22 protein-coding genes are annotated in these 20,700 nt (G+C 70.2%); 14 read left to right on the forward strand and 8 right to left on the reverse strand.

Annotated features, from left to right (window positions below):
* Position 1 precedes the first annotated feature (1 nt).
* The 3 genes from ACTMTI_RS48070 to sigJ all read right to left on the reverse strand — a co-directional run bounded on the left by ACTMTI_RS48070 (position 2) and on the right by sigJ (position 3,408).
* The gene (locus ACTMTI_RS48070; RefSeq protein WP_441127575.1) at positions 2 to 1,804 is read right to left on the reverse strand and encodes an asparagine synthase-related protein; all 1,803 of its coding nucleotides are present in this window, start codon (positions 1,802 to 1,804) and stop codon (positions 2 to 4) included.
* Positions 1,805 to 1,838: 34 nt separating this feature from the next.
* Positions 1,839 to 1,979, reverse strand: coding sequence for a keywimysin-related RiPP (locus tag ACTMTI_RS48075; protein ID WP_441127576.1), 141 nt, complete (start codon positions 1,977 to 1,979; stop codon positions 1,839 to 1,841).
* Positions 1,980 to 2,454: 475 nt separating this feature from the next.
* Entirely contained in the window at positions 2,455 to 3,408 is a 954-nt protein-coding gene (sigJ, locus tag ACTMTI_RS48080) for an RNA polymerase sigma factor SigJ (RefSeq protein WP_441127577.1), read from the reverse strand.
* A gap of 294 nt (positions 3,409 to 3,702) precedes the next feature.
* Between sigJ and ACTMTI_RS48085 the strand changes: the two genes are divergently transcribed.
* The 4 genes from ACTMTI_RS48085 to ACTMTI_RS48100 all read left to right on the forward strand — a co-directional run bounded on the left by ACTMTI_RS48085 (position 3,703) and on the right by ACTMTI_RS48100 (position 6,586).
* Positions 3,703 to 4,884, forward strand: a complete 1,182-nt coding sequence (locus tag ACTMTI_RS48085; RefSeq protein ID WP_441127578.1) for a serine hydrolase domain-containing protein — start codon at positions 3,703 to 3,705, stop codon at positions 4,882 to 4,884.
* Between the two features lie 251 nt (positions 4,885 to 5,135).
* Positions 5,136 to 5,651, forward strand: a complete 516-nt coding sequence (locus ACTMTI_RS48090; RefSeq protein ID WP_441127579.1) for a hypothetical protein — start codon at positions 5,136 to 5,138, stop codon at positions 5,649 to 5,651.
* Positions 5,652 to 5,661: 10 nt separating this feature from the next.
* The gene (locus ACTMTI_RS48095; RefSeq protein ID WP_441127580.1) at positions 5,662 to 6,045 is read left to right on the forward strand and encodes a hypothetical protein; all 384 of its coding nucleotides are present in this window, start codon (positions 5,662 to 5,664) and stop codon (positions 6,043 to 6,045) included.
* Positions 6,046 to 6,244: 199 nt separating this feature from the next.
* Positions 6,245 to 6,586: a DUF5713 family protein gene (locus ACTMTI_RS48100; protein ID WP_441127581.1), complete on the forward strand. Its 342-nt coding sequence runs from the start codon at positions 6,245 to 6,247 to the stop codon at positions 6,584 to 6,586.
* 85 nt (positions 6,587 to 6,671) lie between these two features.
* On the opposite strand, the gene ACTMTI_RS48105 is transcribed toward ACTMTI_RS48100, so the two are convergent.
* The 3 genes from ACTMTI_RS48105 to ACTMTI_RS48115 form a co-directional block, all read right to left on the reverse strand.
* Entirely contained in the window at positions 6,672 to 7,403 is a 732-nt protein-coding gene (locus ACTMTI_RS48105) for a class I SAM-dependent methyltransferase (RefSeq protein ID WP_441127582.1), read from the reverse strand.
* A gap of 174 nt (positions 7,404 to 7,577) precedes the next feature.
* A complete protein-coding gene (locus tag ACTMTI_RS48110; RefSeq protein WP_441127583.1) occupies positions 7,578 to 7,973 on the reverse strand; it encodes a hypothetical protein in 396 nt (131 codons plus the stop codon).
* A 277-nt stretch (positions 7,974 to 8,250) separates the two neighbouring features.
* Positions 8,251 to 8,499, reverse strand: coding sequence for a hypothetical protein (locus ACTMTI_RS48115; protein WP_441127584.1), 249 nt, complete (start codon positions 8,497 to 8,499; stop codon positions 8,251 to 8,253).
* Positions 8,500 to 8,816: 317 nt separating this feature from the next.
* On the opposite strand from ACTMTI_RS48115, the gene ACTMTI_RS48120 reads away from it, so the two are divergent.
* Together ACTMTI_RS48120 and ACTMTI_RS48125 are read left to right on the forward strand one after the other, a co-directional pair.
* Positions 8,817 to 10,403, forward strand: coding sequence for an FAD-dependent oxidoreductase (locus tag ACTMTI_RS48120; RefSeq protein WP_441127585.1), 1,587 nt, complete (start codon positions 8,817 to 8,819; stop codon positions 10,401 to 10,403).
* 14 nt (positions 10,404 to 10,417) lie between these two features.
* The gene (locus ACTMTI_RS48125) at positions 10,418 to 11,047 is read left to right on the forward strand and encodes a Rid family hydrolase (RefSeq protein ID WP_441127586.1); all 630 of its coding nucleotides are present in this window, start codon (positions 10,418 to 10,420) and stop codon (positions 11,045 to 11,047) included.
* A gap of 59 nt (positions 11,048 to 11,106) precedes the next feature.
* Here the strand turns inward: ACTMTI_RS48125 and ACTMTI_RS48130 are convergent, their stop codons facing one another.
* Complete coding sequence (locus ACTMTI_RS48130; RefSeq protein ID WP_441127587.1) at positions 11,107 to 12,435, reverse strand: cytochrome P450; 1,329 nt, start codon at positions 12,433 to 12,435, stop codon at positions 11,107 to 11,109.
* A gap of 215 nt (positions 12,436 to 12,650) precedes the next feature.
* Here ACTMTI_RS48130 and ACTMTI_RS48135 point away from each other — a divergent pair, with 215 nt between their 5' ends.
* The 3 genes from ACTMTI_RS48135 to ACTMTI_RS48145 all read left to right on the forward strand — a co-directional run bounded on the left by ACTMTI_RS48135 (position 12,651) and on the right by ACTMTI_RS48145 (position 14,309).
* Positions 12,651 to 13,487 (forward strand): SAM-dependent methyltransferase, encoded by an 837-nt coding sequence (locus tag ACTMTI_RS48135; RefSeq protein WP_441127588.1) that lies wholly within the window; start codon positions 12,651 to 12,653, stop codon positions 13,485 to 13,487.
* A 227-nt stretch (positions 13,488 to 13,714) separates the two neighbouring features.
* Entirely contained in the window at positions 13,715 to 13,912 is a 198-nt protein-coding gene (locus tag ACTMTI_RS48140) for a hypothetical protein (RefSeq protein ID WP_441127589.1), read from the forward strand.
* Position 13,913: 1 nt separating this feature from the next.
* Positions 13,914 to 14,309 (forward strand): hypothetical protein, encoded by a 396-nt coding sequence (locus tag ACTMTI_RS48145; RefSeq protein WP_441127590.1) that lies wholly within the window; start codon positions 13,914 to 13,916, stop codon positions 14,307 to 14,309.
* Positions 14,310 to 14,456: 147 nt separating this feature from the next.
* Here the strand turns inward: ACTMTI_RS48145 and ACTMTI_RS48150 are convergent, their stop codons facing one another.
* Complete coding sequence (locus tag ACTMTI_RS48150; RefSeq protein WP_441127591.1) at positions 14,457 to 15,626, reverse strand: ROK family protein; 1,170 nt, start codon at positions 15,624 to 15,626, stop codon at positions 14,457 to 14,459.
* Positions 15,627 to 15,729: 103 nt separating this feature from the next.
* Here ACTMTI_RS48150 and ACTMTI_RS48155 point away from each other — a divergent pair, with 103 nt between their 5' ends.
* From ACTMTI_RS48155 to ACTMTI_RS48175, 5 genes are all read left to right on the forward strand, one after another.
* Positions 15,730 to 16,818 (forward strand): sugar ABC transporter substrate-binding protein, encoded by a 1,089-nt coding sequence (locus ACTMTI_RS48155; protein ID WP_441127592.1) that lies wholly within the window; start codon positions 15,730 to 15,732, stop codon positions 16,816 to 16,818.
* Positions 16,819 to 17,547, forward strand: a complete 729-nt coding sequence (locus ACTMTI_RS48160; protein ID WP_441127593.1) for an ATP-binding cassette domain-containing protein — start codon at positions 16,819 to 16,821, stop codon at positions 17,545 to 17,547.
* Positions 17,537 to 18,724 (forward strand): sugar ABC transporter permease, encoded by a 1,188-nt coding sequence (locus ACTMTI_RS48165; protein WP_441127594.1) that lies wholly within the window; start codon positions 17,537 to 17,539, stop codon positions 18,722 to 18,724. The genes ACTMTI_RS48160 and ACTMTI_RS48165 overlap by 11 nt, the downstream gene beginning before the upstream one ends.
* A complete protein-coding gene (locus ACTMTI_RS48170; RefSeq protein WP_441127595.1) occupies positions 18,721 to 19,569 on the forward strand; it encodes an ROK family protein in 849 nt (282 codons plus the stop codon). Before ACTMTI_RS48165 ends, ACTMTI_RS48170 begins: the two co-directional genes overlap by 4 nt.
* A gap of 88 nt (positions 19,570 to 19,657) precedes the next feature.
* Positions 19,658 to 20,671: an aminotransferase class V-fold PLP-dependent enzyme gene (locus ACTMTI_RS48175; protein WP_441127596.1), complete on the forward strand. Its 1,014-nt coding sequence runs from the start codon at positions 19,658 to 19,660 to the stop codon at positions 20,669 to 20,671.
* Positions 20,672 to 20,700 lie beyond the last annotated feature (29 nt).

The following is a 20,700-nucleotide window of genomic DNA, read 5'->3' on the forward strand; positions in this document are numbered from 1 at the left end:
TTCATCCTTCCGCGGAGCGCAGCCACCACTCGAGGGCGAGCGTGGTGTCCATGCTCCAGTTGTGGGAGTGGTTGGCGTAGGTCATGGTGGTCAACCGCCGCAACGGCCCCGGGTCGATCAGCCCCATCGCGGCCAGGCGGGAGGTTTCCCAGGTGCCGGCCAGGTCTCGGCGGCGCCTGGTGAATCCCTCGGCGGCCAGGGTGGTCCCATCGGCCTTGCTGCGGCGGGCCAGGAGCTCGGCGGGCATCAGGTCGGCCATCGCCACCTTTATCAGCGGTTTGAACTCGTACGGGGTCAGGCGTTCCTCGCGTCGCACGCGTAGGCACGCCTCGATGACGTGGTCGTCGAGGAAAGGGGATTCCGGGCGTGGGCCGTCGTCGGGGGCGAGCTGGTGCAGCAGCCGGATCTCGCGTCCGGCGCCGCGGATCGCGGCCAGGTCGGCGTGGGGGCCACGGCGTACGGCCAGCGGCTCGGCGCGTTTCTCAGCCGCCTGGAGCTGTTCGGCGATCAGGCGTCTGGCCTCGGCGGTGACCCAGGGCGGCAGGGCGGGGGACGGCTCCCAGTCGAACATCTCGCATTGGAGCGCCCCCGCACCGCCTGCGAGCAACCTGGTGCACATGGCGGCGTACCAGTCGCGGTAGGAGGAGCCGTTGGTCAGCGCGCGCATGGCCTGCCGTGGGTCGAGACCGTTCAGGTGGCGGTGGCGGCGCAGGCGGGACAGCGCCGTGAGCGGCCGTCGGCGCACCAGGTCGTGGTAAAAGGCGGGCGTTCCGGTCAGGACCTGGTCGCCCCCTAACCCGTCGAGATGCAGGCGTGCCCCGTGCTTGCCTGCCCGGCCCAGCCGCCACCGGGCCCGCGCCTGGTTGAGCGTGGCCAGGGACGGCTCGTCCGGGCGCGCCGCCCAGCGGTCCGGCTCGCCGTAGAAGTCGGGCATGTCGCTCGACGGGTAGACGACGTGGGCGATGGACGGCAGGCTCGCGGCGGCCACGCGTGCGTAGTGCAGGTCGTCGTCGGCGTCGTCGTCGCTGGCCATGGTGTAGGCCGTGATGCCGGCGGACCCATCGGCCGCCAGGAAGCACAGCGACGTGGAGTCCAGTCCTCCGGACAGGTCCGCCGTGATCGTCCCGCCATCCCAGGTACGTGCTCGCACCGCCGCACCCAGGGCCTCGCGCACGCCGTGGGCGCCGTCGCGCAGGTCGAGCCCGGCAACCGGCGGACGCCACCAGGTCCGAACCCGTGCCATGTCGGAAGCGGAGTCGAACAGCAGGCAGTCGCCGGGCGGAACCGCCTCGACCCCTTCCCATACCGACGTGTCGGCCAGCGCTTCCGGCACGACGTCGAGCATCCGCAGGGCTACGACACCCGGATCGAGCCGTGCCCCCAGCACGGCCGCGAGCACGTCCGACCGGTCCGCGGCGACATCCACGCCCGCGACCCTGGCGTGGAAGACGCGGCGTAGTCCACAGGCGCTGCCCTGCACCCGCGTCGTGCCGCCGATCGAGGCGAGCAGGTGATAGCTGCCCGGCAAGACACTGGCCAGCTCGCTCAGCCGGCCCGTGTCCCGCATCCGCGCCGCCTCGGCCCGCAGCCGCTCTGCCGTCACGGGGCAGCGGCCGATGACGACGAGGAGGTCTTCTCCCGCTTCCCCGACCGTGATCTGGTCCTCTGGCATTGCGGCGACGAACAGCGGGTGGCCGGACGGGTAGTGGAGCGTGTGCGTGACTCCTGGAAGGTGACCGGCCACGGAAGCCGCCCCAGGATGGTCGGGGAGGGCCACGAAATAGTGCGCAGGGTGACCGGCCACATTTCCTCCGGGTTGCCAATCTAGAGAGGCTGGATTACCAGACCTTGCGCGGATAATTGAGCAGGGATTCCCGCTCTCTCAACCCGACGTAGCCGGTCAGCTTCTGAAAAGAGCCGAGCTCGGTCAGTTTCGGGGCTTCGTACTCCTCGGGCACGTTGTGCTTGTCGTCCATCATCCGTACACCTCCTTTCGGATGCCATATTTTTAACACATGCGCCCTTCGGCGCATAGGGCTTCCCGGGCATGCCTCAGATTTCTGTACGAGACCCCTGAGCAGGGGTTCTTCGCGAACATCCGGGCGGTATTAGAGTCACTGACACCCCTATCGGACCCCTATCCGACGCCATGGCGCCGGTGCCTCCAATGCTCCGCCCAGGTCAGAGGGGACACGAATTACTGGGGTTGACTTTCTCCTGAATGGCTTCTTCAATTGCCGCACTACTCAGCATCTACGACAATCGGTCACCAATCCGCGTCTGCCGGTCACATAAGCAAGAGAAGCGACCGTGGACGCGATGCTCGGGTTGACCTAAGCCGCCTCCATCGCAGCAGGATGCTCCACGGCGGCCAGATATTTCCGCGCCGTTGTTGACTGATGGCCAGAGCCTCGATGCCTCAAGGCTCTGGTCATCCCGGGTGAGCAGCGCGCGTCAGCCCGTCGTCCAAGGCCGGAGCTTCTCAGGATTCCGTACTGCCCAGATGTGCTTGATCCGGTCGCCTGCGACGTCGAACGCCATCACCACCACGGTGACGCCGTCTTGCTGAGCCACCAGGCCGGGGTGCCCGTTGACCGTACGCTCCAGGATGGTCAGGCCGGGTGCCTTGCCGGCGATATCGACCATGTAGCGGGCAATCTGCTCGCCGCCTTCGATGGGGTGGAGCACGGCGCTGGCGAGGCCGCCGCCGTCGGCGATTCCCGTGGCATGGGGGTCGAGGAGGCTGATGAGGGCGTCGATGTCCTTGGCTTCCCAGGCCTGCTTGAAGTCCCTGACGATGCCGGCGCGCCGGGCCGTCGGGGTCGCGGGAGTCTGCGCGGCGCGGAGGCGGCGGCGGGCCGAGGAGGCCAGCTGGCGGCAGGCCGCCGGCGTGCGGCCGACGATCTCGGCTACTTCGGCGAAGGAGTAGCGGAAGACATCGTGCAGGATGAACGCGACGCGCTCGGCCGGGGTCATCGATTCGAGCACGACGAGGAAGGCCATGTTGACCGACTCGTCGAGAGTGACCCGGTCGGCCGGGTCACCGCCCGACCGCCCGTTGATCCACTCCGTACGATCGGGCAGCGGCTCCGGGATCCATTCGCCCACATAGCGCTCGCGCCGCGCCCGTGCCGAGCCGAGCAGGTCGAGACAGATGCGGCTGGCCACCTTCGTCAGCCAGGCGCCGGGGGAATCGATGGCCTCCTGCTGCTGCCGGGACATGGCGTACCAGCGGGCGTAGGTCTCTTGGACGACGTCCTCGGCGTCGGCCAGGGAGCCGAGGAGCCGGTACGCGAGATTGATCAGCTGACGCCGCTCGCGCATGATCGCGCTCAGGCTCGGATCGAGCCGGCCGTCTCCTGGCTCGGACGGGGTGGTCATGGTGTCGCCGACTTTCCTTGGTCGCATCTGCCCTCATCCGATCGACGAGACAACCCCTCGGAATGTGAGGTTGGCGCGTCACCTCACATTCCAGAGGGTTGTGTCGTCGTACTGCTGAGACGAACACCATCCAGCTAACAGGCATGCTCAGCGACATCACGACCGGCTTCCCCGTCCTTCCGGAACCCGTTTCACTCGAGGTCATCCGGGTAGTCAGTGGCACACACCGAACCGACCGGACTTATCGGGTCATCACGTCCTGCCTATCCCCTCGTAGACCCGCGCTCGTAAAAGACAGCCGAGGGTTGTGAGGAGGGGAACGTGAGTGAAATCCATGGGAAGTGTGAGCCGCGCTTCCGTGCGGTCCGCGACGCGTTCGAGCGCAACTTCGACGAAGGCCGGGAACTGGGCGCCTCGGTGGCCGTTTACCAGCGCGGACGGGCGGTGGTGGACCTGTGGGGTGGGACGGCGACCGTCCAGGACGGTGTCGCCGAATGGCGGCAGGACACCATCGCGCTCCTGGCCTCGGCTACCAAAGGGCTGGTCGCCGCCGCCGCCATGCTGCTGGTCGATCGCGGCCTGCTCGATCTCGACGCACCGGTCGCCGACTACTGGCCGCAATTCGCGGCCGAGGGAAAAGCGACGATACCGCTGCGGTGGGTGCTGGGACACCGCTCAGGCGTGGTGGCCGTCGACCCGCCGTTGACCATGACCGACATCGAGCAGGGCACTCCGGTGACCGACGCCCTCGCCGCCGCGAGACCCGCCTGGCCGCCCGGACGCGCACACGGATACCACTGCCTGACCATGGGCTGGCTCGTCGGCGAGGTCATCCGGCGTGTCACAGGGCACTCGACCGGCCAGTTCTTCGCCAAGGAGATCGCCGCTCCGCTCGGGCTCGATCTGCACATCGGCCTGCCCGACCGGAAGGTACCGCAGTTGGCCGACCTCGTGCCGCCCACAGGACAGCAACTCCTGCACGGACGCGGCGATCCCGAACTCGAGGGGCTCAACCAGGCCATCTGCGACCCGGCGTCCCTCTTCCACCGCTCCACCTTCGGCAGCATGGCCCTGATGGCGAACCTGCTGACCGGGGTCCATACCCACCAGGCGGAGATCCCCTCCTGCGGCGGAGCCGGCAACGCCGCCGGTCTCGCCAAGCTCTACGCCGCGCTCATCGGCGAGGTCGACGGCATCCGCCTGCTGTGCCCGGAAACGGCGGACCGGGCGCGAACGGTCGAAGCCAACGGCATGGACCTCGTCCTGCGCTGCCACACCTCCTACGGCAGAGGCTTCATGCTGCCCGGCGGCCCGATGTGGCCCGGCACCTGCTCTGCCACCGCCTTCGGCCACGCCGGCGTCACCGGCGCCTTCGCCTTCGCCGACCCCGACAACGACCTCGGCTTCGCGTACGTGCCCAACCGCATGTCCGAACTCATCGACGGAGGCCACGACCGAGTCCGGCCTCTCATCGAAGCCACACACCGCTGCGCCGGCACGTGACCGGCGACGGCGCAGCGGCTGATCCGCCTCAACCCGGCCGGCCGCGACCGCGAGCGGCGCGAGACTGCGGCGGTCCATGCACGAGAGGACTAAATGGGATCAAGAGCGCGATTTTCTCCACTGAGTCACAACTGACGACAAATGCCACAAGAGGGCATTATTGACACTCGCCTTAGGCAAGCCTTACCTTAGCGATACTGTCGCGCGGGGGCCGACGTGACCCGTCTTTCCCTCCCACGCAGGAGCCGTCCGTGCTCACCTATGCCCAGCTCATGCTGCTCATTCATCTCGGCCTGAGCGTCCTGATCATCCACGCCTTCGTCGGCGGGCTCGCCACCCTGATGCGTCCGGCCACCGGCCGCATCGGAACCGTCGTCCGGCAAGCGAGCGTCATCGCCTTCGCCGTCGTCGCCTGGGGGACCGCGGTGACCGGCACCTGGCTCGTCTACCCCGGCTATCGAGCCAAGCCCGCCATCGGCGCGGACCTGGAGGAATATCCCAAGGCCGCACTGCTCGCCGAGGAAGGCACCGCAATCTGGCACGACTTCGGCATGGAGTGGAAGGAACACGTCGCCTGGCTCGTACCCCTGCTGGCGACCACCGTGGTCTACCTCGTGATCCGGCACAGCGCCCGGCTGGACGCCGACGCACGGCTGCGCCGCCTCACCGCCGGTCTCTTCACGCTCGCCTTCGCCGCCACGGTCATCGCTGCCGGCCTGGGCGCAGTGATCAACAAAGTGGCACCCAACGACTTCCTCATGCGCTGAAAGGATCACGATGATCATCGCATCAGAACAGCAGCCGGCGTCCGCGTCCGCGTCCACGTCCGCGGACGACGGCAAGGACCGGCTGCCGGGTTCGATCGCCGCCGCCCTGATCGCCGCAGGCATCGGGGGCGTGCTCTTCGGCCTGTCCGTGATTCTGGCCGAGCATCTGCCGGCCGTGAAGAGAGTCCTGACGTTGAGCGAGGCAGTCGGTCCTTTGAGTGGCAAGGCGGTGTGCGGTGCAGCGGCCTACGCACTGTCCTGGCTGGCTCTTCACCTCGCGCTGCGCGGACGCACCATGTCGGGGACGGCCGTCGCCCGGATCACCGGAGGTCTCCTGACGGCCGCTCTCGTCTTCACCTTCCCTCCGGTGTACATGCTCTTCGCCACCCACTGAGGGCCACGCGTCCGTCGGGCGCAGGACGCCGCTCCCTGACCGGAGCGCCGTCGGCACCGGAGGGCTGATGTGATTGGATGTCCGCTGAAGATCACCTCATCGCTGCCGATCCGGTCGAAATCCGTGATCGCGGCGGTGATCTGCTCCGGCGAGGTGCAGGCGTGCAGGTAGAAGTGCACGCCGATGACAGGAGACCAGGGTGCCGCCCACCAACCAGCAGATAGCCGGCCACGCGTTCCTCAAAGGCATGTACCAGGACGGCTACTACCCCGACCACGTCGTTGACCGGGGCAGGGAGATCCTGCTGCGCCTGTGCGAGCGGATCGAGGCCGAGCGGCCGTCGGACCTCCCGGCGCTCTATGCCCTCACCCACGCGGCGACGGAGGAGTTCAACGAGCTGGAGGCCGAGTTCGAGGCGGCGGACAGCGAGATCGAGACCGTGGCACGCGAAGTGATCGCCGAGGACTTCTGGTTCGTGGCGTCGGCCTACGGGTTCGCGGACGCGGACGTGGAAGAGCTGGTGGCGACCCGGGACTGGTGACACGCAGGGTGGAGCCGCCGGCGCTCGCGCATCCGCCTCGACCGGTGGGTCTCAGGCAGGTGCGGGACGGCGGCGGCGCTCTGGTTCACTCCCCCGGCCGCCGGGCCAGGAATACGTACTCCTTGCCGGGCCGGTCGGGCGCGTCGCGGACTTCCTCCACCGCGTACCCGTGGGCGGCCAGCGCCGCCTCGACCTCCTCGCGTTCGCGAAAACGCAGCGTCGAGTCCGACGTGAGCTCCGCCCCGTCCGCCGCGAAGATCCAGGTCCCGCGGAACGTCACCAGCGGCCCGCTGACGTCGGTCACCTCGGACCAGGTCTCGACTGTGCCGGCCCCGTCGATCTCGGCGATCCGGTACGACGCCGCGCGGTTCCACTCCAGCCAGGCCCGTTTCGCCGGCACGCGGGTCTCGAACACCAGGTGTCCCCCGGGTCGCAGCGCCTCGTGGATCCCGCGCAGCGTCGCGTCCCAGTCGTCCGGATCGACGATCGCCTGGGCGACGTTCGCCGTCATGGTGGCCATGTCCACCCGCATCGGCGGCAGGCGTGTCGCGTCGCCGTGGATCCAGCGCACCCGCTCGCCGCCCGGCTTGGCCCGGGCCACGTCGAGTGAGGCGCCGGCCGGGTCCACCCCGGTCACCTCGATCCCGCGTCCGGCCAGGAGCAGCGCGAACGTTCCCGTGCCGCACCCGACATCGAGCACGCTGCGGGCGCCGAGCTCGGCGACGATGGCGGCGTACGTCTCCAGGTCGCCGCGGTCGGGGTCGAGCAGGTCGTAGACGGCGGCCAGCCGCGGATGCTCGAAGATGTCGTCGGCCATGCGGAAATCCTATGACCCGTGCCCGGTCACCTCCCAGCCCGGCCGCGTGGTGCGGGGCGGCAAAGACCCGGCCCGGCGGCGTGGCGACGACCATTGTGCGTGGTCACCGGGTCGCGGACCGCTTGGGCTGTCAGCTCGCCCTGGCAGGGGGTGAAGCCGGCGCGGTGAAGTGCGTCAGTCGCGGTCGCCGCGCTGGACGACGGTGAACTCGGCGGTGGCGGTCTTGCCGCCGATCGTGATGCCCACCCTGTAGCTGCCGGGCCTGGTGGTGCGCGGAACCGTGAGGTTCTTGGTGGCCTTGCCGTTCTCCAGCGCGACCTTGTAGGTCGTACCCTGCGGGCTCTTCACGGTCGCCGTTGTGCCGTCCTCGACGCCCGCGACCCGGTACGGCTGGCCGGCGGCGACCTTGCGAGGGGTGACCGACGCTTTGATGGAGACCCGGCTCGCGGTCTGCGCAGGCTTCTCCGCGTACACGGCCGGCGTGGTCGCGGCGAGCGACTCACCGGCGAAGGGGGCGACGAGGAAGGTGGCACCGATGGCGCCGGCGGCGAGAGGCTTGGCGAAAAGCATGACACAGTCCCATCTTCCGCAGCCTCGCGAAATCCCGGTGATTTCGCCGGCAAGGCCGCCGATGCCAAGAAGCTATCGGCGTTACCTTTGCGTCATTTGAGACGTGGCTGGCCTTTGCCTTTGAACCCGATGAAGATGGCCTCACCTGCTTCTTCATGTGAAACCGGGTTGTGTGTGGGCTGAGAACAGTCTGAGAAGCGTTTCCGGTCACGCTCATGGCCTGGGTCTGCGATCTCGGCACGGGTCGTGGTGGTGTGCCGGCCTGTTCAGCGGGCCATCACCCATGCCGCCGGGAGCGGCCGGCCCTGCGCCGCCACGCCCATGCCAGGAGCGCCGCGAGAGCCAGTAGACCGGCGAAGCGCACCACCGGGGCCGACATCACGCTTCGGGCGACCACGGTGCCCGCTTCGGCGGTGGACTGGGCGTCTGTGCGGTCGTCGTACCGGCTGCTCGGGCCGTCGTCCGACGTCTTGGCCTGGCCCGCAGCCGTCCGCGCACTGGAACGACCGTCCTGATTCAAGATCATCCCCCCTCGTTCCCCGTGACGCGTACCCGCACGTGAAGGCGCCAAACGAGAGTCCCGATCGTCTCTCAGGAACTGTGTCCACCGGTCGCACGACGTCCGCTCATTCCGGCGTCCCGCGCGCAAAGCGCTGATCACCGCCGAGCACGACACCGTGGAGCATTGACCCCGGCAGGATCTGGCCGAGCCCGACGCCCGGCCCGCGCCTCACTGTTCACTCTGAGCTCGATGATCGCCTAGAAACCCACTGACAACACAAAGCCGGATGATCGGCAACAAAACGCCCCCAGACTCGCCTCCAGCAATCCTGGAGGTGGGTGTTGGCGTACAACAGACGCGACTTCCTGTCCGCCGTCGGTGTGTCCGGCGGGGCAGGCGCGCTCTTCGCGACCATGGGGGCCCTCGGGCTCGCACCGTCCGCCGAAGCGGCGGCGAAGGGCACCTTCGACCCGCCGCAGCCATCCGACTTCTCGCTCACCGGGCGAGCCGCGAAGAAGGTGGTGATCCTCGGTGCGGGGGTGGCCGGCCTCGCGACGGCGTACGAGCTGGGCAAGGCGGGCTACGACTGCACGATCCTGGAGGCGCTCGACCGCGTCGGCGGCCGGAACTGGACCATCCGTGGCGGCGACCGCGTGACCGAACTGGACGGCACCACGCAGGTGGCGCAGTTCAAGGACGGCATCCACTTCAACGCGGGCCCGGCCCGGCTGGCGCAGTGGATGGTCACCATGGACTACTGCCGCGAGCTCGGCGTGGACCTGGAGGTCTTCACCAACTCCAACGCCCAGGCGTACATCTACCACCAGAACATGCCGGCCCCCGTCCGCTGGCGTACGGCCAAGGCAGACGTGTACGGGTACGTCTCGGAGCTGCTGTCGCGGGCGGCCGACGCGGGGGCACTGGACGCCGCGCTGACCGCGCAGGACAAAGAGCGGCTGATCGCCTTTCTGTCGAGCTTCGGGGCGGTGGGCGGCAAGGCGAGCGGATTCAAGTATTCCGGAAGCGCCCGCCGCGGCTACAGCGTGAACCCGGGCGCGGGCGAGCAGCCCGGCACGGTGCTCGGGCCGGTGCCGTCACTGTCGGACGTGCTGGCGAGCGGCGTCGGGCAGCGCTTCGCGTTCGAGTTCGGCTACGACCAGGCGATGCTGATGTTCCAGCCGGTGGGCGGCATGGACGCGATCCCACGGGCCTTCGCCGGCAAGGTCGGGCGGCAGCGGATCCTGCTGCGCTCCAAGGTCACCAAGATCACCGATCTGCAGGACGGCGTGGAGGTGGAGTACCAGGACCGCCACGGCCGTACCCAGAAGATCAAAGCGGACCTGTGCGTCGCGGCGATGCCCCCGCACATCCTCGCCAAGACCTCGCACAACCTCGGCGCGGAGGTCCAGGCCGCCCTCGCCACCCCGGTTGTCGCCAGCTCGGGCAAGATCGGGCTGGAGTACCGCCGCCGCTGGTGGGAGATCGACGAGGACATCTACGGCGGCGTCACCGCCACCGACCTGGACCTGGCCACGATCTGGTACCCCTCCTACGGGTACGGCACGGACCGCGGCCTGGTCGTCGGCTACTACAACTTCGGCGCCCAGGCCGACGCGTACGCCGCGCTCACGCACGCCGAGCGCGAGCGCCGCGCGATCGAGCAGGGCATGAAGATCCACGGTGCGAAATATCGCGACGAACTGGCGTCGTCGGTGTCCATCGCCTGGAAACGCCAGCCGCACATCGAGGGCGCGTGGGTGAGCTGGCCGTCCCGTCAGGGTGCGTACCAGCTCCTCAACAAGCCCGCCGGTCACGTGTACTTCGCGGGCGACTGGCTGAGCCACATGATCGCCTGGCAGTCGGGAGCCCTGGAGTCCGCCCGCAAGGTCGTCACCGAGTTGCACGAGCGCGTCCTGAGCACCTCCTGAGAGGACACCCCCGCATGAAGATCCGCACCGTCGCCCTCCCCGCGGCCGTCGTCCTCATCCTCGGCACGAGTACGGCTGCCGCCACCCCCACCTGGTCGCCCCGGCCGCAGGAGGTCAAGCCCTTCCTCCCCGCGGGCACCACCAACCCCGCCATCGCCGACGGAGTGGCGCTCGGGAACCTGGTGGCCTCGTACACCGCCAGCGGCCTGGGCCCGGCGGCGGCCAACCCCGCGGCCCCCGCCGACTCTCCCGAGCGCTACGTCGACTTCCCCGGCGGGACCCTGCCCCCAGGCGTCACCATCACCGAGGCCCAGGCCCTCAGCGTGCTCAAGCGCATCAAGGCCAACCTCGCCGCGGCCGGGCTGGGCCTGGCCGACGTCGTCTCCATGCGCGCCTACCTGGAGAAGCCGCCGGGCGCCGAGGCTGCCGACTTCGCCGGCTGGAACCGCGCCTACCGCCAGTTCTTCGCCAACACGGACCTGGCCACCGGCCAGCCCGTACCGGTCCCGCTCGGCACGGCGCCGCCCGCCCCGCCCCTGGAGGTCAACCCGGCCCGCCCGGCCCGCGTGACGATCGAGATCGCCAACCTCCCGGTCGCGGGCTGGCTCGTCGAGGTCGAGGTCGTCGCCGCCTACAAACGCTGACCGCCGCCCGGCGGCAAGCTCGCCCCGGTCATCGGCGTGGGCCCTGCCGGCCCGTCATCTCAGATGCTGATCCGCAGCCCGCGGATCTCGTAGCCGCCGATGTCGTTGTTGAAGGTCACGCGGGGTGCCGCCGCCATCCGGACGCCTTCCATGGCGAACAGGCGGCTGAGGAAGGCGTCGGTCTCCAGGATCGCGATGCCCGCACCGGGACACCGGTGCGGGCCGTCACCGAAGGACAGTGCCGCGGCGCTCGTGGCGCCGCCGTCGATGGCGCGGCCGTCGATGGCGCGGCCGGGGCACACCGACAGCGGCTCGGCGCCCACCGCGCGGGGGTCGGTGTTGGCCGCGTCGACGAGCACGTCGACCAGCGCCCCCGGCGGCACGGTGACCGGCCCCTCTGCACCGGGCAGGTCGAGCGCGGCCGTGGTGCGGCGGCGCAGCCGGGCCACCACGGGTTCGAGCCGTAAGATCTCGTGCAGGACGGCCAGGCGCTCGGGCTCCTCCGCCGCGCGGTAGCGCTCCAGCAGTGCGTCGTCGGTGAACAGGTGCCAGGCCGCGACGCACATGAACTCGCGCGTGGTCACCATGCCGGCCGCGGCGAGGGTCAGGCACTCGCCGAGGATCTCGGCGGCCGTGCAGCCCTCGGAGATCAGGTGCGAGATGAGGTCGTCGCGCGGCTCGCGGCGGTGGTCGCGGATCGCCGGGCGCACGTCGGCCACATAGACGCGCAGCCAGTTGACGTTCTGCCTGACGAGCCAGTAGATCCCGTGCGGGCTGGTCAGCCCGGGCCTGCCGAACTTCTCCGGGAAGAAGCGCTCCAGCCGGAGGCGGATGCCGGGCCTGCTGGAGGTGAGGCCGATGACCGCACTGGCCACCTCGATCGCGATGCCGAAGCTCAGCTCGGACAGCTGCGCCTCGCCCGCCGCCCGCAGCTTCGTCAGCTGGCGGTCGGCGGCCTGCGCCATCAGGCCGCGATACCGCTCGTCCACCCGGCGGGGCGTGAAGAACTTCGCGGTCTGCCGCCGGTCCTCGCGATGCTCGGGCCCGTCCCGGTACAGGACGGGACGCCGGACCCTGGCGGGCAGCTTCTCCACCGTCTCGATGCCCAGCCCGGCCTGGACGGTGGCGTCGCTGCGCAGCACGGCACGGGCCTGCGCGTAGCCGCGGACCTGCCAGGTGCCGTCGGCGGCCCGGCTGACCGGGCAGGTCTCCTGGGTGCTCGGGCGCTCGATCTTGCGAGCGTCGCCGCGGTGGTCGCTCACGCCGCACGTCTCCCGTCCTCGGATGCCGTTGACCATGGTCATACTCACTCGGCGGCGGATCAAGGGGGCCGGCCCGGCCCGCTCACGATGGAGGCGATCCAGCACCTCGCCGAGGTCGCCGTCCACGGGCCCCTGACTGCAGGAATGGGTCTTCGGCAGGCTTGACGATCACCGGCGGGGCGCCCCGTCGCGAAGATTCTGGTAACAAACATTTTCCGAAATAACCGGTCTATCGGGTTGTCATTGACTGGAATTGTTGGAACATATGGTCAGAGTCATCGAGTGAAGTCCGTAGATCGCTTACCGCAAGAAGGTGGCGGCGTGGGAAAGGGGCAACGCTCATGCACCAACGTGCTGTCCGAAACCTGGCCAAGCTCGATACGACGCAAGCCAGAATCACGCGGATATTCGACGCGGCGGCCGGCGGGAAGAACAACTTCCTGGTGGACAAGGACATGGTGCGGCATTTTGATCAAGTGACGCCCGCCCTCACGACCGCGGCCCGCGCCGTTCTTGAATTCTTATCCCGGGTGGTCCGCCACCTGGCCGCCGCCGAAGGCGTGGATCAATTCATGATCGTGGGAAGCGGAGTCCCCAGCGGCCTTTCGGCCGGGCACCGGCTGCACGACATAGCGCGCCGCGCCTGCGCCCATCCCGCCCCGCGCGTCGTGTACGTCGAGAACAACCCGATGGTGGTGACCATGGCGCAGGCCACCATCGAACCCTTCACCGACCTGGTCCGCGTGGTCGACGGTGACGTGCACGAGATCGACGAGATGCTCCAGGACCAGGTGATCCAGACGTTCCTCGACTGGGACAGACCCCTGGCCGTGCTGCTGGTGTCGACGCACAGTCTCGACGACGACGAGTACGCCCACTACGTCGTCAAGCGGCTGCGGCACGCCGCACCGGAAGGCAGCTTCCTCGGCCTGGTGCACACCACGTTCGACGGTGTTCCGCCGGAACTGCTGCCCGCCATCCGCTCCATGCTCGCCATGACGCTGCCCCGCCTCGCGACCCGCTCCCGAGACGAGGTCAAAGCCTTGCTGGCGGGTCTCGACCTGATGGAGCCGGGACTGGTGTGGGTGCCGCAATGGCGTCCCGCCGAGCGTGCCCACGCCTGCGGCGACGAGCCCAGTTCGGCGGGCAATTACGGTGCCGTGGCGCATATCCCCTGAGGCGCCGCGCCGGTGTACGCGGTCTCCGCCGGCCGGACCGCTCGCCCGGCCGCGATGGGGCCCGAATCATCGAGGCTCGTGACGCATGTTCCCCGAGTTTCTCGTGGAAAAGCACAATGAAATCAGGGGCAGTCGAACGCGAGGCGGCGGCGATGAGGTTACTGCGACGGGTCAGAGCCGATGTGCCGGCACGAAGGAACATCGAAATCTACGTCGTCGCTCTGCTGATGTTCCTGTTCGCCGTTGTATCCGTGATCGACGACATCGTTCCCGAAGACGTCAAATGGGCGGCCGTACTGGCCGGTGTCGGCGTGCTCCTCTACCGCGCCACCCTCCCTGACGATCCGCGCGCCGGCCGGGCGATTCTCGGAGATCGCGCCGACTTCGACGACACCCCGTTTCCAAGCTTTCGACGGCGTCCGTGACGTGCGGATCTTCGCCCCCTCCGCGGCCAATCTCCTGTCCCCGTACACCTGCGGGATCCTGCGTTCCGCCGTGCTGCAGCACAAAAATGCCACGGTCCGCGTCGTGGTGTTGAATCCCGGCGAGCCCGAGGCGATCGCGATCGCCGCCCGGCACCTCGACGGATCGGACGATCATCGGGTACAGAGTCTGTCCGTCGCGCTGGCGGCGGTGCTCGAACGACACTCCATGACGGAGGCAGATCGTGATGTCGAGGCGCGCATCATCGATCTGACGGGGCTTTCGCTGGCGCAGCTCTCCGCGATCGATGACACTGTGCTGGGCCTGGCGCTCCGGCGCGCTCTGGAGAACCGGGAGGACGACGACCCCCCGACGTACGACTGGGACGCCAGCATCTGACCGCAGGGGGACCTGTGAGCCATGCTCACACGCTCGACGACGCCGACCGGCTGGAGACGAGCTTCGTCACCGAGCACGCGGCCGCCAGGCTGTTGCCGAGCGGCTCGTGAGAGCACGGCCGGGCGAGGCGACGGGGTCAGCCGGGGGTCAGCCGAGCCGGGCCTCGAAGATGAGCTCCCAGGCCCGCTTCCGGGCGCGGGCGACGGCGCCCAGCAGCACTCCGCTGTCGCCGAGCGCGCTCGCCACCACCTGCGGCCGGAGCGGTCCCAGCCCGGCCACGCGGCGCTCGATCGCGCCGCCGAGGAGGTCGAGGTTGCGCCCGACCCCGCCGCTCAGGACGATCACCTCCGGGTCGAGGACCGCCGCGACCGCGACCACCAGCCCGCCGATGCGCCGCCCTTCGGCCTCGACCACGGCCAGGGCGGTGGGGTCGCCCCGACCGGCCGCCTCGAAGACCTCCTTCGCGCTCGCCAGGTCCAGCCCGGCGGCGCGGGCCGCGCGCACCACGCCGGGCGCGGACGCCACCGCCTCGGTGGACCCGTGCTCCAGGGCGACCGGGTCATCCTCCGCCGCCGGGTCCTCGGTGGTGGGCAGGTACGACACCTCGCCCGCGGCTCCGCGGGCGCCGACGTACAGCTCGCCGTTGATGACGATGCCCATGCCCACGCCGGTGCCGACGGAGACGAGGGCGAAGTGCCCCTTGCCCCTCCCCTCGCCGTAGGCGTGCTCGCCGACGGCCGCGAGGTTGATGTCGTTCTCGATGACGAGGTCGGACTCGAGCGCGGAGCGGAGATGCTGGACCAGGTCGGCGCCCGGCAGGTTGTAGGCGAAGTCCAGCCGTCCCGCCACCGGGTCGTAGACGCCGGGAGTGCCGGCGACGGCACAGGTGATGGCGGACCACTGCAGGCCGGCCTCCGCGGCGGCGGCGTGGGCGAGCTCGCGTACGTGGCGGGCCAGGTCGGCCGTGTTGCGGGCGTCGTTGCGGCCGTCCTTGCGGCCGACGAACGCGCCCCTCAGATCGGCCACGGCGACGCGGTTCCAGTCGCGCCCGATGTCGATGCCCGCGACGTGCGCCGAGCCGGCGTTCATGTCGTACAGCGAGGTCACCGGTCCGGGCCGGCCGGACACCTCGCCCACCAGGTGGACCAGCCCGTCCTCCTCCAGCCCGGCCAGCGCCGCCGACACCGTGGGCTTCGACAGCCCGGTGACCTTGGCCAGGTCGGCGCGGGAGGCCGGACCGTGGTCGTGGAGCCGGTCGAGCAGGCGCCGCTCGTTCATCACCCGCAACAGCCGCGGGTTCCCCAGCTCAGCACGCACTCCGGCCTCCTCCTTGATGTGATCCCCCGAAAGGGTAGCCAACGCCATTGATAGTAAACTACCTTTCTTACCATCACGGTGGACGCGGGAAAGGAACTATGCGATGCACCGAGGATGGAAAGCCCTCCCCGCCATGGCGGTCCTGCTGGCCGCCGCCTGCGGCACCGGGTCCGGCGGCGCGGGCGGCACCGCTTCCGCCGTCCCCGAGGAGGCGGCGACGATCGCCCTCTTCTTGCCGGAGTCGAAGACCACGAGATACGAGGCCTTCGACCGGCCGCTCTTCGAAGCGAAGGTGAAGGCCCTCTGCCCCGCCTGCAAGGTGCTCTACGGCAACGCCGACCAGGACGCCGCCAAACAGCAGCAGCAGGTCGAGGCCGCGCTCACCCAGGGCGCCGACGTGCTGGTGCTCGACGCGGTCGACGCCGCCGCGGTGGCCCCGCTGGTCAACCAGGCCAAGCAGAAGAAGATCCCGGTCATCGCCTACGACCGGCTGATCTCCGGCATCGGCTACGACTACTACGTCTCGTTCAACAACGTGCGGGTCGGTGAGATGCAGGGCCAGGCGCTGCTCGACGCGCTCGCCGCCAAGGGCGGCACGGGCAAGGGCCAGATCGTGATGATCAACGGCGCCCCGACGGACCCCAGCTCGGCCGACTACAAGAAGGGCGCGCACAACATCCTCGACGGCAAGGTCCAGATCGGCAAGGAGTTCGACACGCCGGACTGGAGCCCGGACAAGGCCCAGCAGCAGATGGAGCAGGCGATCACCGCGCTCGGCCGCGACAAGATCGCAGGCGTGCTGTCGGCCAACGACGGCATGGCCGGCGGCGCGATCGCGGCGATGAAGCGCGCCGGCTACCCGCAGATCCCGCCGATCACCGGCCAGGACGCCGAACTGGCGGCGGTCCAGCGGATCCTCACCGGTGATCAGTACATGACCGTCTACCTCGACATCAGGGCCGAGGCCGAGAAGTCCGCCGAGCTCGCCGTCGCGCTCACCAAGGGCCAGGGCCCCGCCGCCCCCGCCAAGGTGAACAACGGCACCGCCGACATCCCCGCCTTCCTCCTCGACCCCATCCCCGTCACGAAGGACAAGATCAAGGACACGATCGTCAAGGACGGGTTCTACAAGGTCGCCGACATCTGCACCCCCGAGGTCAAGGACGCGTGCGCGAAGGCGGGCATCGAGTAGATGTTCTCCGTCACCGCCATCTCCAAGACGTACGGGGCGGTCCAGGCCCTCGACGGCGTGAGCCTCGACCTGCGCGGCGGCGAGGTCGTGGCCCTCGTCGGCGACAACGGCGCCGGCAAGTCCACGCTGGTCAAGGCCCTGGCCGGGGTCATCGCCCCCGACGCCGGAACGATCACCGTGGACGGCCGCCCCGTCAGGATCGCCACTCCCCGCGACGCGCAGGCGCTCGGCGTCTCCACCGTCTACCAGGATCTCGCCCTCTGCGAGAACCTCGACGTGGTCGCCAACCTGTTTCTCGGCGCCGAACGCCGCCGCTGGTCGGTGCTCGCCCATCTCGCCATGGAACGCGCCGCCCGCGACTTGCTGACCTCGCTCGACGTGCGCATCCGCGACATCAGGGCGCCCGTCGCGACGCTCTCCGGCGGCCAGCGCCAGTCCGTGGCCATCGCCCGGGCCCTGATCGGCGAACCGCGCCTGGTCATCCTGGACGAGCCCACCGCCGCTCTCGGCGTGGAGCAGACGGCCCAGGTCCTCGACCTGATCGCCCGGCTGCGCGAGCGGGGCCTGGCCGTGCTGGTCATCTCCCACAACCTCGCCGACGTGCGGGCCATGAGCGACCGCGTGGTCGTGCTCAGGCTCGGGCGCAACGCCGGCGAGTTCCGCACGGCCGACGCCTCCCAGGAGGCCATCGTCGCCGCGATCACTGGAGCGAGCGCATATGAACGCTGACACGCTGACGCGCCGGCCGTACACGCCGAAGGAGGCCATGGGGCGGCTGCGGCGCGGAGACCTCGGAGCGTGGCCGGTGGCCGCCGGGCTCGTCGTCATCGCGGCCGTCTTCGGCACGCTGAACGAGCACTTCCTGTCCCCCGAGAACCTCACCAACCTCGCCCTGCAGATGGCGGCCACCGGCACGATCTCGCTCGGCATCATCATGGTGCTGCTCCTCGGCGAGATCGACCTCTCGGCCGGCTCGGTCAGCGGCCTGTGCGCGGTCGTGATGACGATCCTGTACGTCAAGCAGTCCTGGAACCCCGTGGCGGCCATCGCGGTCGCGCTCGCCGCGGCCGGCGCCATCGGCCTGCTGCACGGGGTGATGCACACCCGGCTGGGCATGCCGTCGTTCGTCGTGACGCTGGCCGGGCTGATCGGCTGGCAGGGGCTGCTGCTCTATCTGCTCGGCCAGGGCGGCACGATCAACCTGCCGTTCGACGGGTTCGTCTCGAAGCTGAGCGACACCTGGCTGCCGGCGTGGCTGGCCTGGGTGCTCGTGGCGGTGCTGACCGGCGGCTGGGCGGCGGCCGCGGTGATCGGCAGGCGGGCGCGGCGCGCGGCGGGCCTGCCGGTGCCTCTGGCGTACCTGACCGCGCTGCGGATCGGCGGGGCGGCGGTGGTGTTCGCGGCGGCCGTCACGGTCCTGTCCGCCGACCGGGGCGTGCCGCTGCTGCTCGTCATCTTCGGCGCGCTGGTGATCGCGCTCGACCTGGTGCTCCGGCACACCGTGTTCGGCAGGTGGATGTACGCGGTGGGCGGCAACACCGAAGCCGCCCGCCGCGCCGGCATCAACGTGGCCAGGATCCGGGTGCTGGCGTTCGTGCTCGCCTCCGTGCTCGCCGGGTTCGGCGGCATCCTCGCGGCCAGCCGGCTGTCGGCGGTGAACCAGGCCTCCGGCGGCAGCGACATCCTGCTCATGGCCATCGCCGCCGCGGTGATCGGCGGGACGTCGCTGTTCGGCGGCCGCGGCCGGCCGTACGCGGCGCTGCTCGGCATCCTGGTGATCCAGTCGATCACCAACGGGATGCTGCTGCTCAACGTGGACTCCTCCATCAGATTCATGGTGACCGCGGTGGTGCTGGCCCTGGCCGTGGCGATCGACTCGGTCGCCCGCAGGGGCAGCGCCAGGTGAGGCGGGTCCTCGGCATCGACGTGGGCGGCACGAAGATCGCCGTCGGCGTGTCCGGCACGGACGGCCCCGAGATCGCGGCCAGGGTACGCCTGGAAACCGGCGAGAGCCCCCTGTCCACGGCCCTCCGCGCGGCCAGGGGGCTCGACCGTTCCCCTGCCGCGGTGGGTGTCTCGACCTGCGGGGTGATCAGTGACGGCCGGGTGCTGCTGGCGCCGAACGTGCCCGGCTGGAACGGTCTGGAGCTGCCCCGGCTGCTGCGCGAGGAGTACGGGACGATCCCCGTCGCGATCGGCAACGACGTCAAGGCGGCGGCCGCGGCGGAACTGCGCTGGGGAGCCCTCCGCGGCGTCTCCACCGGCGTCTACCTCAACCTGGGCACCGGACTGGCCGCCGCCCTGGTCGTCGGCGGGCAGGTCGTGGCCGGTGCGCACGGCGCGGCCGGCGAGATCGGCTACCTGCTCGCCGAGCCCGGCGAGCCCGCCTTCACCGACGGGCATGCCCCGCTCGAGGAGCGCTTCTCGGGTGGGGCACTGGTCGCGCGCGGCTCCGCCCTGCTGGGCCGCACCGTCACGGCGGGCGCCCTGTTCGGGCTGCCGGCGGCGGCCGTCCTCGTGGACGAGGCGCTGCGCACGCTGGCCATGGCGGTCGCGAACCTGTGCGTGGCCCTGGACCCGGAGCGCGTGGTGGTGGGCGGCGGCATGATGGCCGAGGCGGCACGCATCCTGCCGCCGCTGACGCGGGAGCTGCGGCGGGTCGTGCCCTTCCCGCCGGAGGTGCGCGCCGCGCGCTTCGCCGACGACGCCCCGCTGCTCGGCGCCCTGGCCCTCGCCCACGCCCTGACCTGAGCCCCGCCCGCCACGATGCGCCAGGCGGAAGATCGTCAAAAGACGACCTCTCCTCTCAGCGTTCCGGGGCGGGCCTTACTCTCGGCTCATGGACATCGCCACTGCGAAGCTCTGGGACGCCGACCCCGGATGGCTCAACACCGCCTCCTACGGCCTGCCCCCGCGCAGCGCGTACGAGGAGCTCCAGGCCGTGCTGACCGAGTGGCGGCACGGCTCCAGCGACTGGAAGCCCTGGGACGCCTCCGTGGGGCGCTCGCGCGCCGCCTTCGCCCGCATGATCGGCGCGCCCGCCGCCGACGTGACCGTCGGCTCCACCGTCTCCCAGATCATGTCCGTGGTGGCCACGGCGTTGCCGCCGGGCGCCCGCGTGATCGTGCCGGAGATCGAGTTCACCAGCAATCTGTTCCCCTGGGCGGTGGCCGCCGAGGTCGAGACCGTGCCCGCCGACCGGCTGGCCGACGCGATCACCGGCTCGACCGCCGCCGTGGCCTTCAGCCTCGTCCAGTCCGCCACCGGCTACGTCGCCCCGCTCCGCGACATCGTGGCCGCCGCCCGCGCCCATGACGCCCTGGTCATCGCCGACGGCTCGCAGGCGTGCGGCTGGCTGCCGGTGGACGTCGAGGGCGTCGACGCGCTGGCGTGCGCGGCGTACAAGTGGCTGATGGCGCCGCGCGGGGCCGCGTTCGGCTACCTGTCGCCGCGGCTGCGCGAGCGCATGCGCCCGCTGGCCGCCAACTGGTACGGCGGGGCCGACGAGGGCGGCTCCTATTACGGGCCGCCGCTGCGCCTGGCGCCGGACGCCCGCGCGTTCGACCTGTCGCCCGCCTGGTTCTGCTACGTCGGTGCCGCCCCCGCGATCGAGCTGCTCAACGAGCTCGGCGTGCGGCGGATCCACGATCACAACGTCGCCCTCGCCAACCGCTTCAGAACAGGGCTCGGCCTCGAGCCCGGCGACTCCGCGATCGTGTCGGTGGACGCCCCCGGGGAGCGGCTCCAGGCCGCCGGGATCCGCGCGGCCGTGCGGGCGGGCAAGGTACGCGCCAGCTTCCACGTCTACACCACCGCCGACGACGTCGACCGCGCCCTGGAGGCCCTGACCTGATCGCCGTTCCCCGGCGCCATCGGCTGGGC

The sequence above is a fragment of the Nonomuraea sp. H19 genome (genome assembly GCF_052068215.1).
In the GTDB taxonomy this organism is placed as follows: Bacteria; Actinomycetota; Actinomycetes; order Streptosporangiales; family Streptosporangiaceae; genus Nonomuraea.

Coding starts and splice junctions, on each gene's coding strand:
- ACTMTI_RS48075 (WP_441127576.1), bottom strand. CDS start 1,979: ATGATGGACGACAAGCACAACGTGCCCGAGGAGTACGAAGCCCCGAAA.
- sigJ (WP_441127577.1), bottom strand. CDS start 3,408: ATGCGACCAAGGAAAGTCGGCGACACCATGACCACCCCGTCCGAGCCA.
- ACTMTI_RS48095 (WP_441127580.1), top strand. CDS start 5,662: ATGATCATCGCATCAGAACAGCAGCCGGCGTCCGCGTCCGCGTCCACG.
- ACTMTI_RS48105 (WP_441127582.1), bottom strand. CDS start 7,403: ATGGCCGACGACATCTTCGAGCATCCGCGGCTGGCCGCCGTCTACGAC.
- ACTMTI_RS48110 (WP_441127583.1), bottom strand. CDS start 7,973: ATGCTTTTCGCCAAGCCTCTCGCCGCCGGCGCCATCGGTGCCACCTTC.
- ACTMTI_RS48115 (WP_441127584.1), bottom strand. CDS start 8,499: ATGATCTTGAATCAGGACGGTCGTTCCAGTGCGCGGACGGCTGCGGGC.
- ACTMTI_RS48125 (WP_441127586.1), top strand. CDS start 10,418: ATGAAGATCCGCACCGTCGCCCTCCCCGCGGCCGTCGTCCTCATCCTC.
- ACTMTI_RS48135 (WP_441127588.1), top strand. CDS start 12,651: ATGCACCAACGTGCTGTCCGAAACCTGGCCAAGCTCGATACGACGCAA.
- ACTMTI_RS48140 (WP_441127589.1), top strand. CDS start 13,715: ATGTTCCTGTTCGCCGTTGTATCCGTGATCGACGACATCGTTCCCGAA.
- ACTMTI_RS48155 (WP_441127592.1), top strand. CDS start 15,730: ATGCACCGAGGATGGAAAGCCCTCCCCGCCATGGCGGTCCTGCTGGCC.
- ACTMTI_RS48160 (WP_441127593.1), top strand. CDS start 16,819: ATGTTCTCCGTCACCGCCATCTCCAAGACGTACGGGGCGGTCCAGGCC.
- ACTMTI_RS48165 (WP_441127594.1), top strand. CDS start 17,537: ATGAACGCTGACACGCTGACGCGCCGGCCGTACACGCCGAAGGAGGCC.
- ACTMTI_RS48175 (WP_441127596.1), top strand. CDS start 19,658: ATGGACATCGCCACTGCGAAGCTCTGGGACGCCGACCCCGGATGGCTC.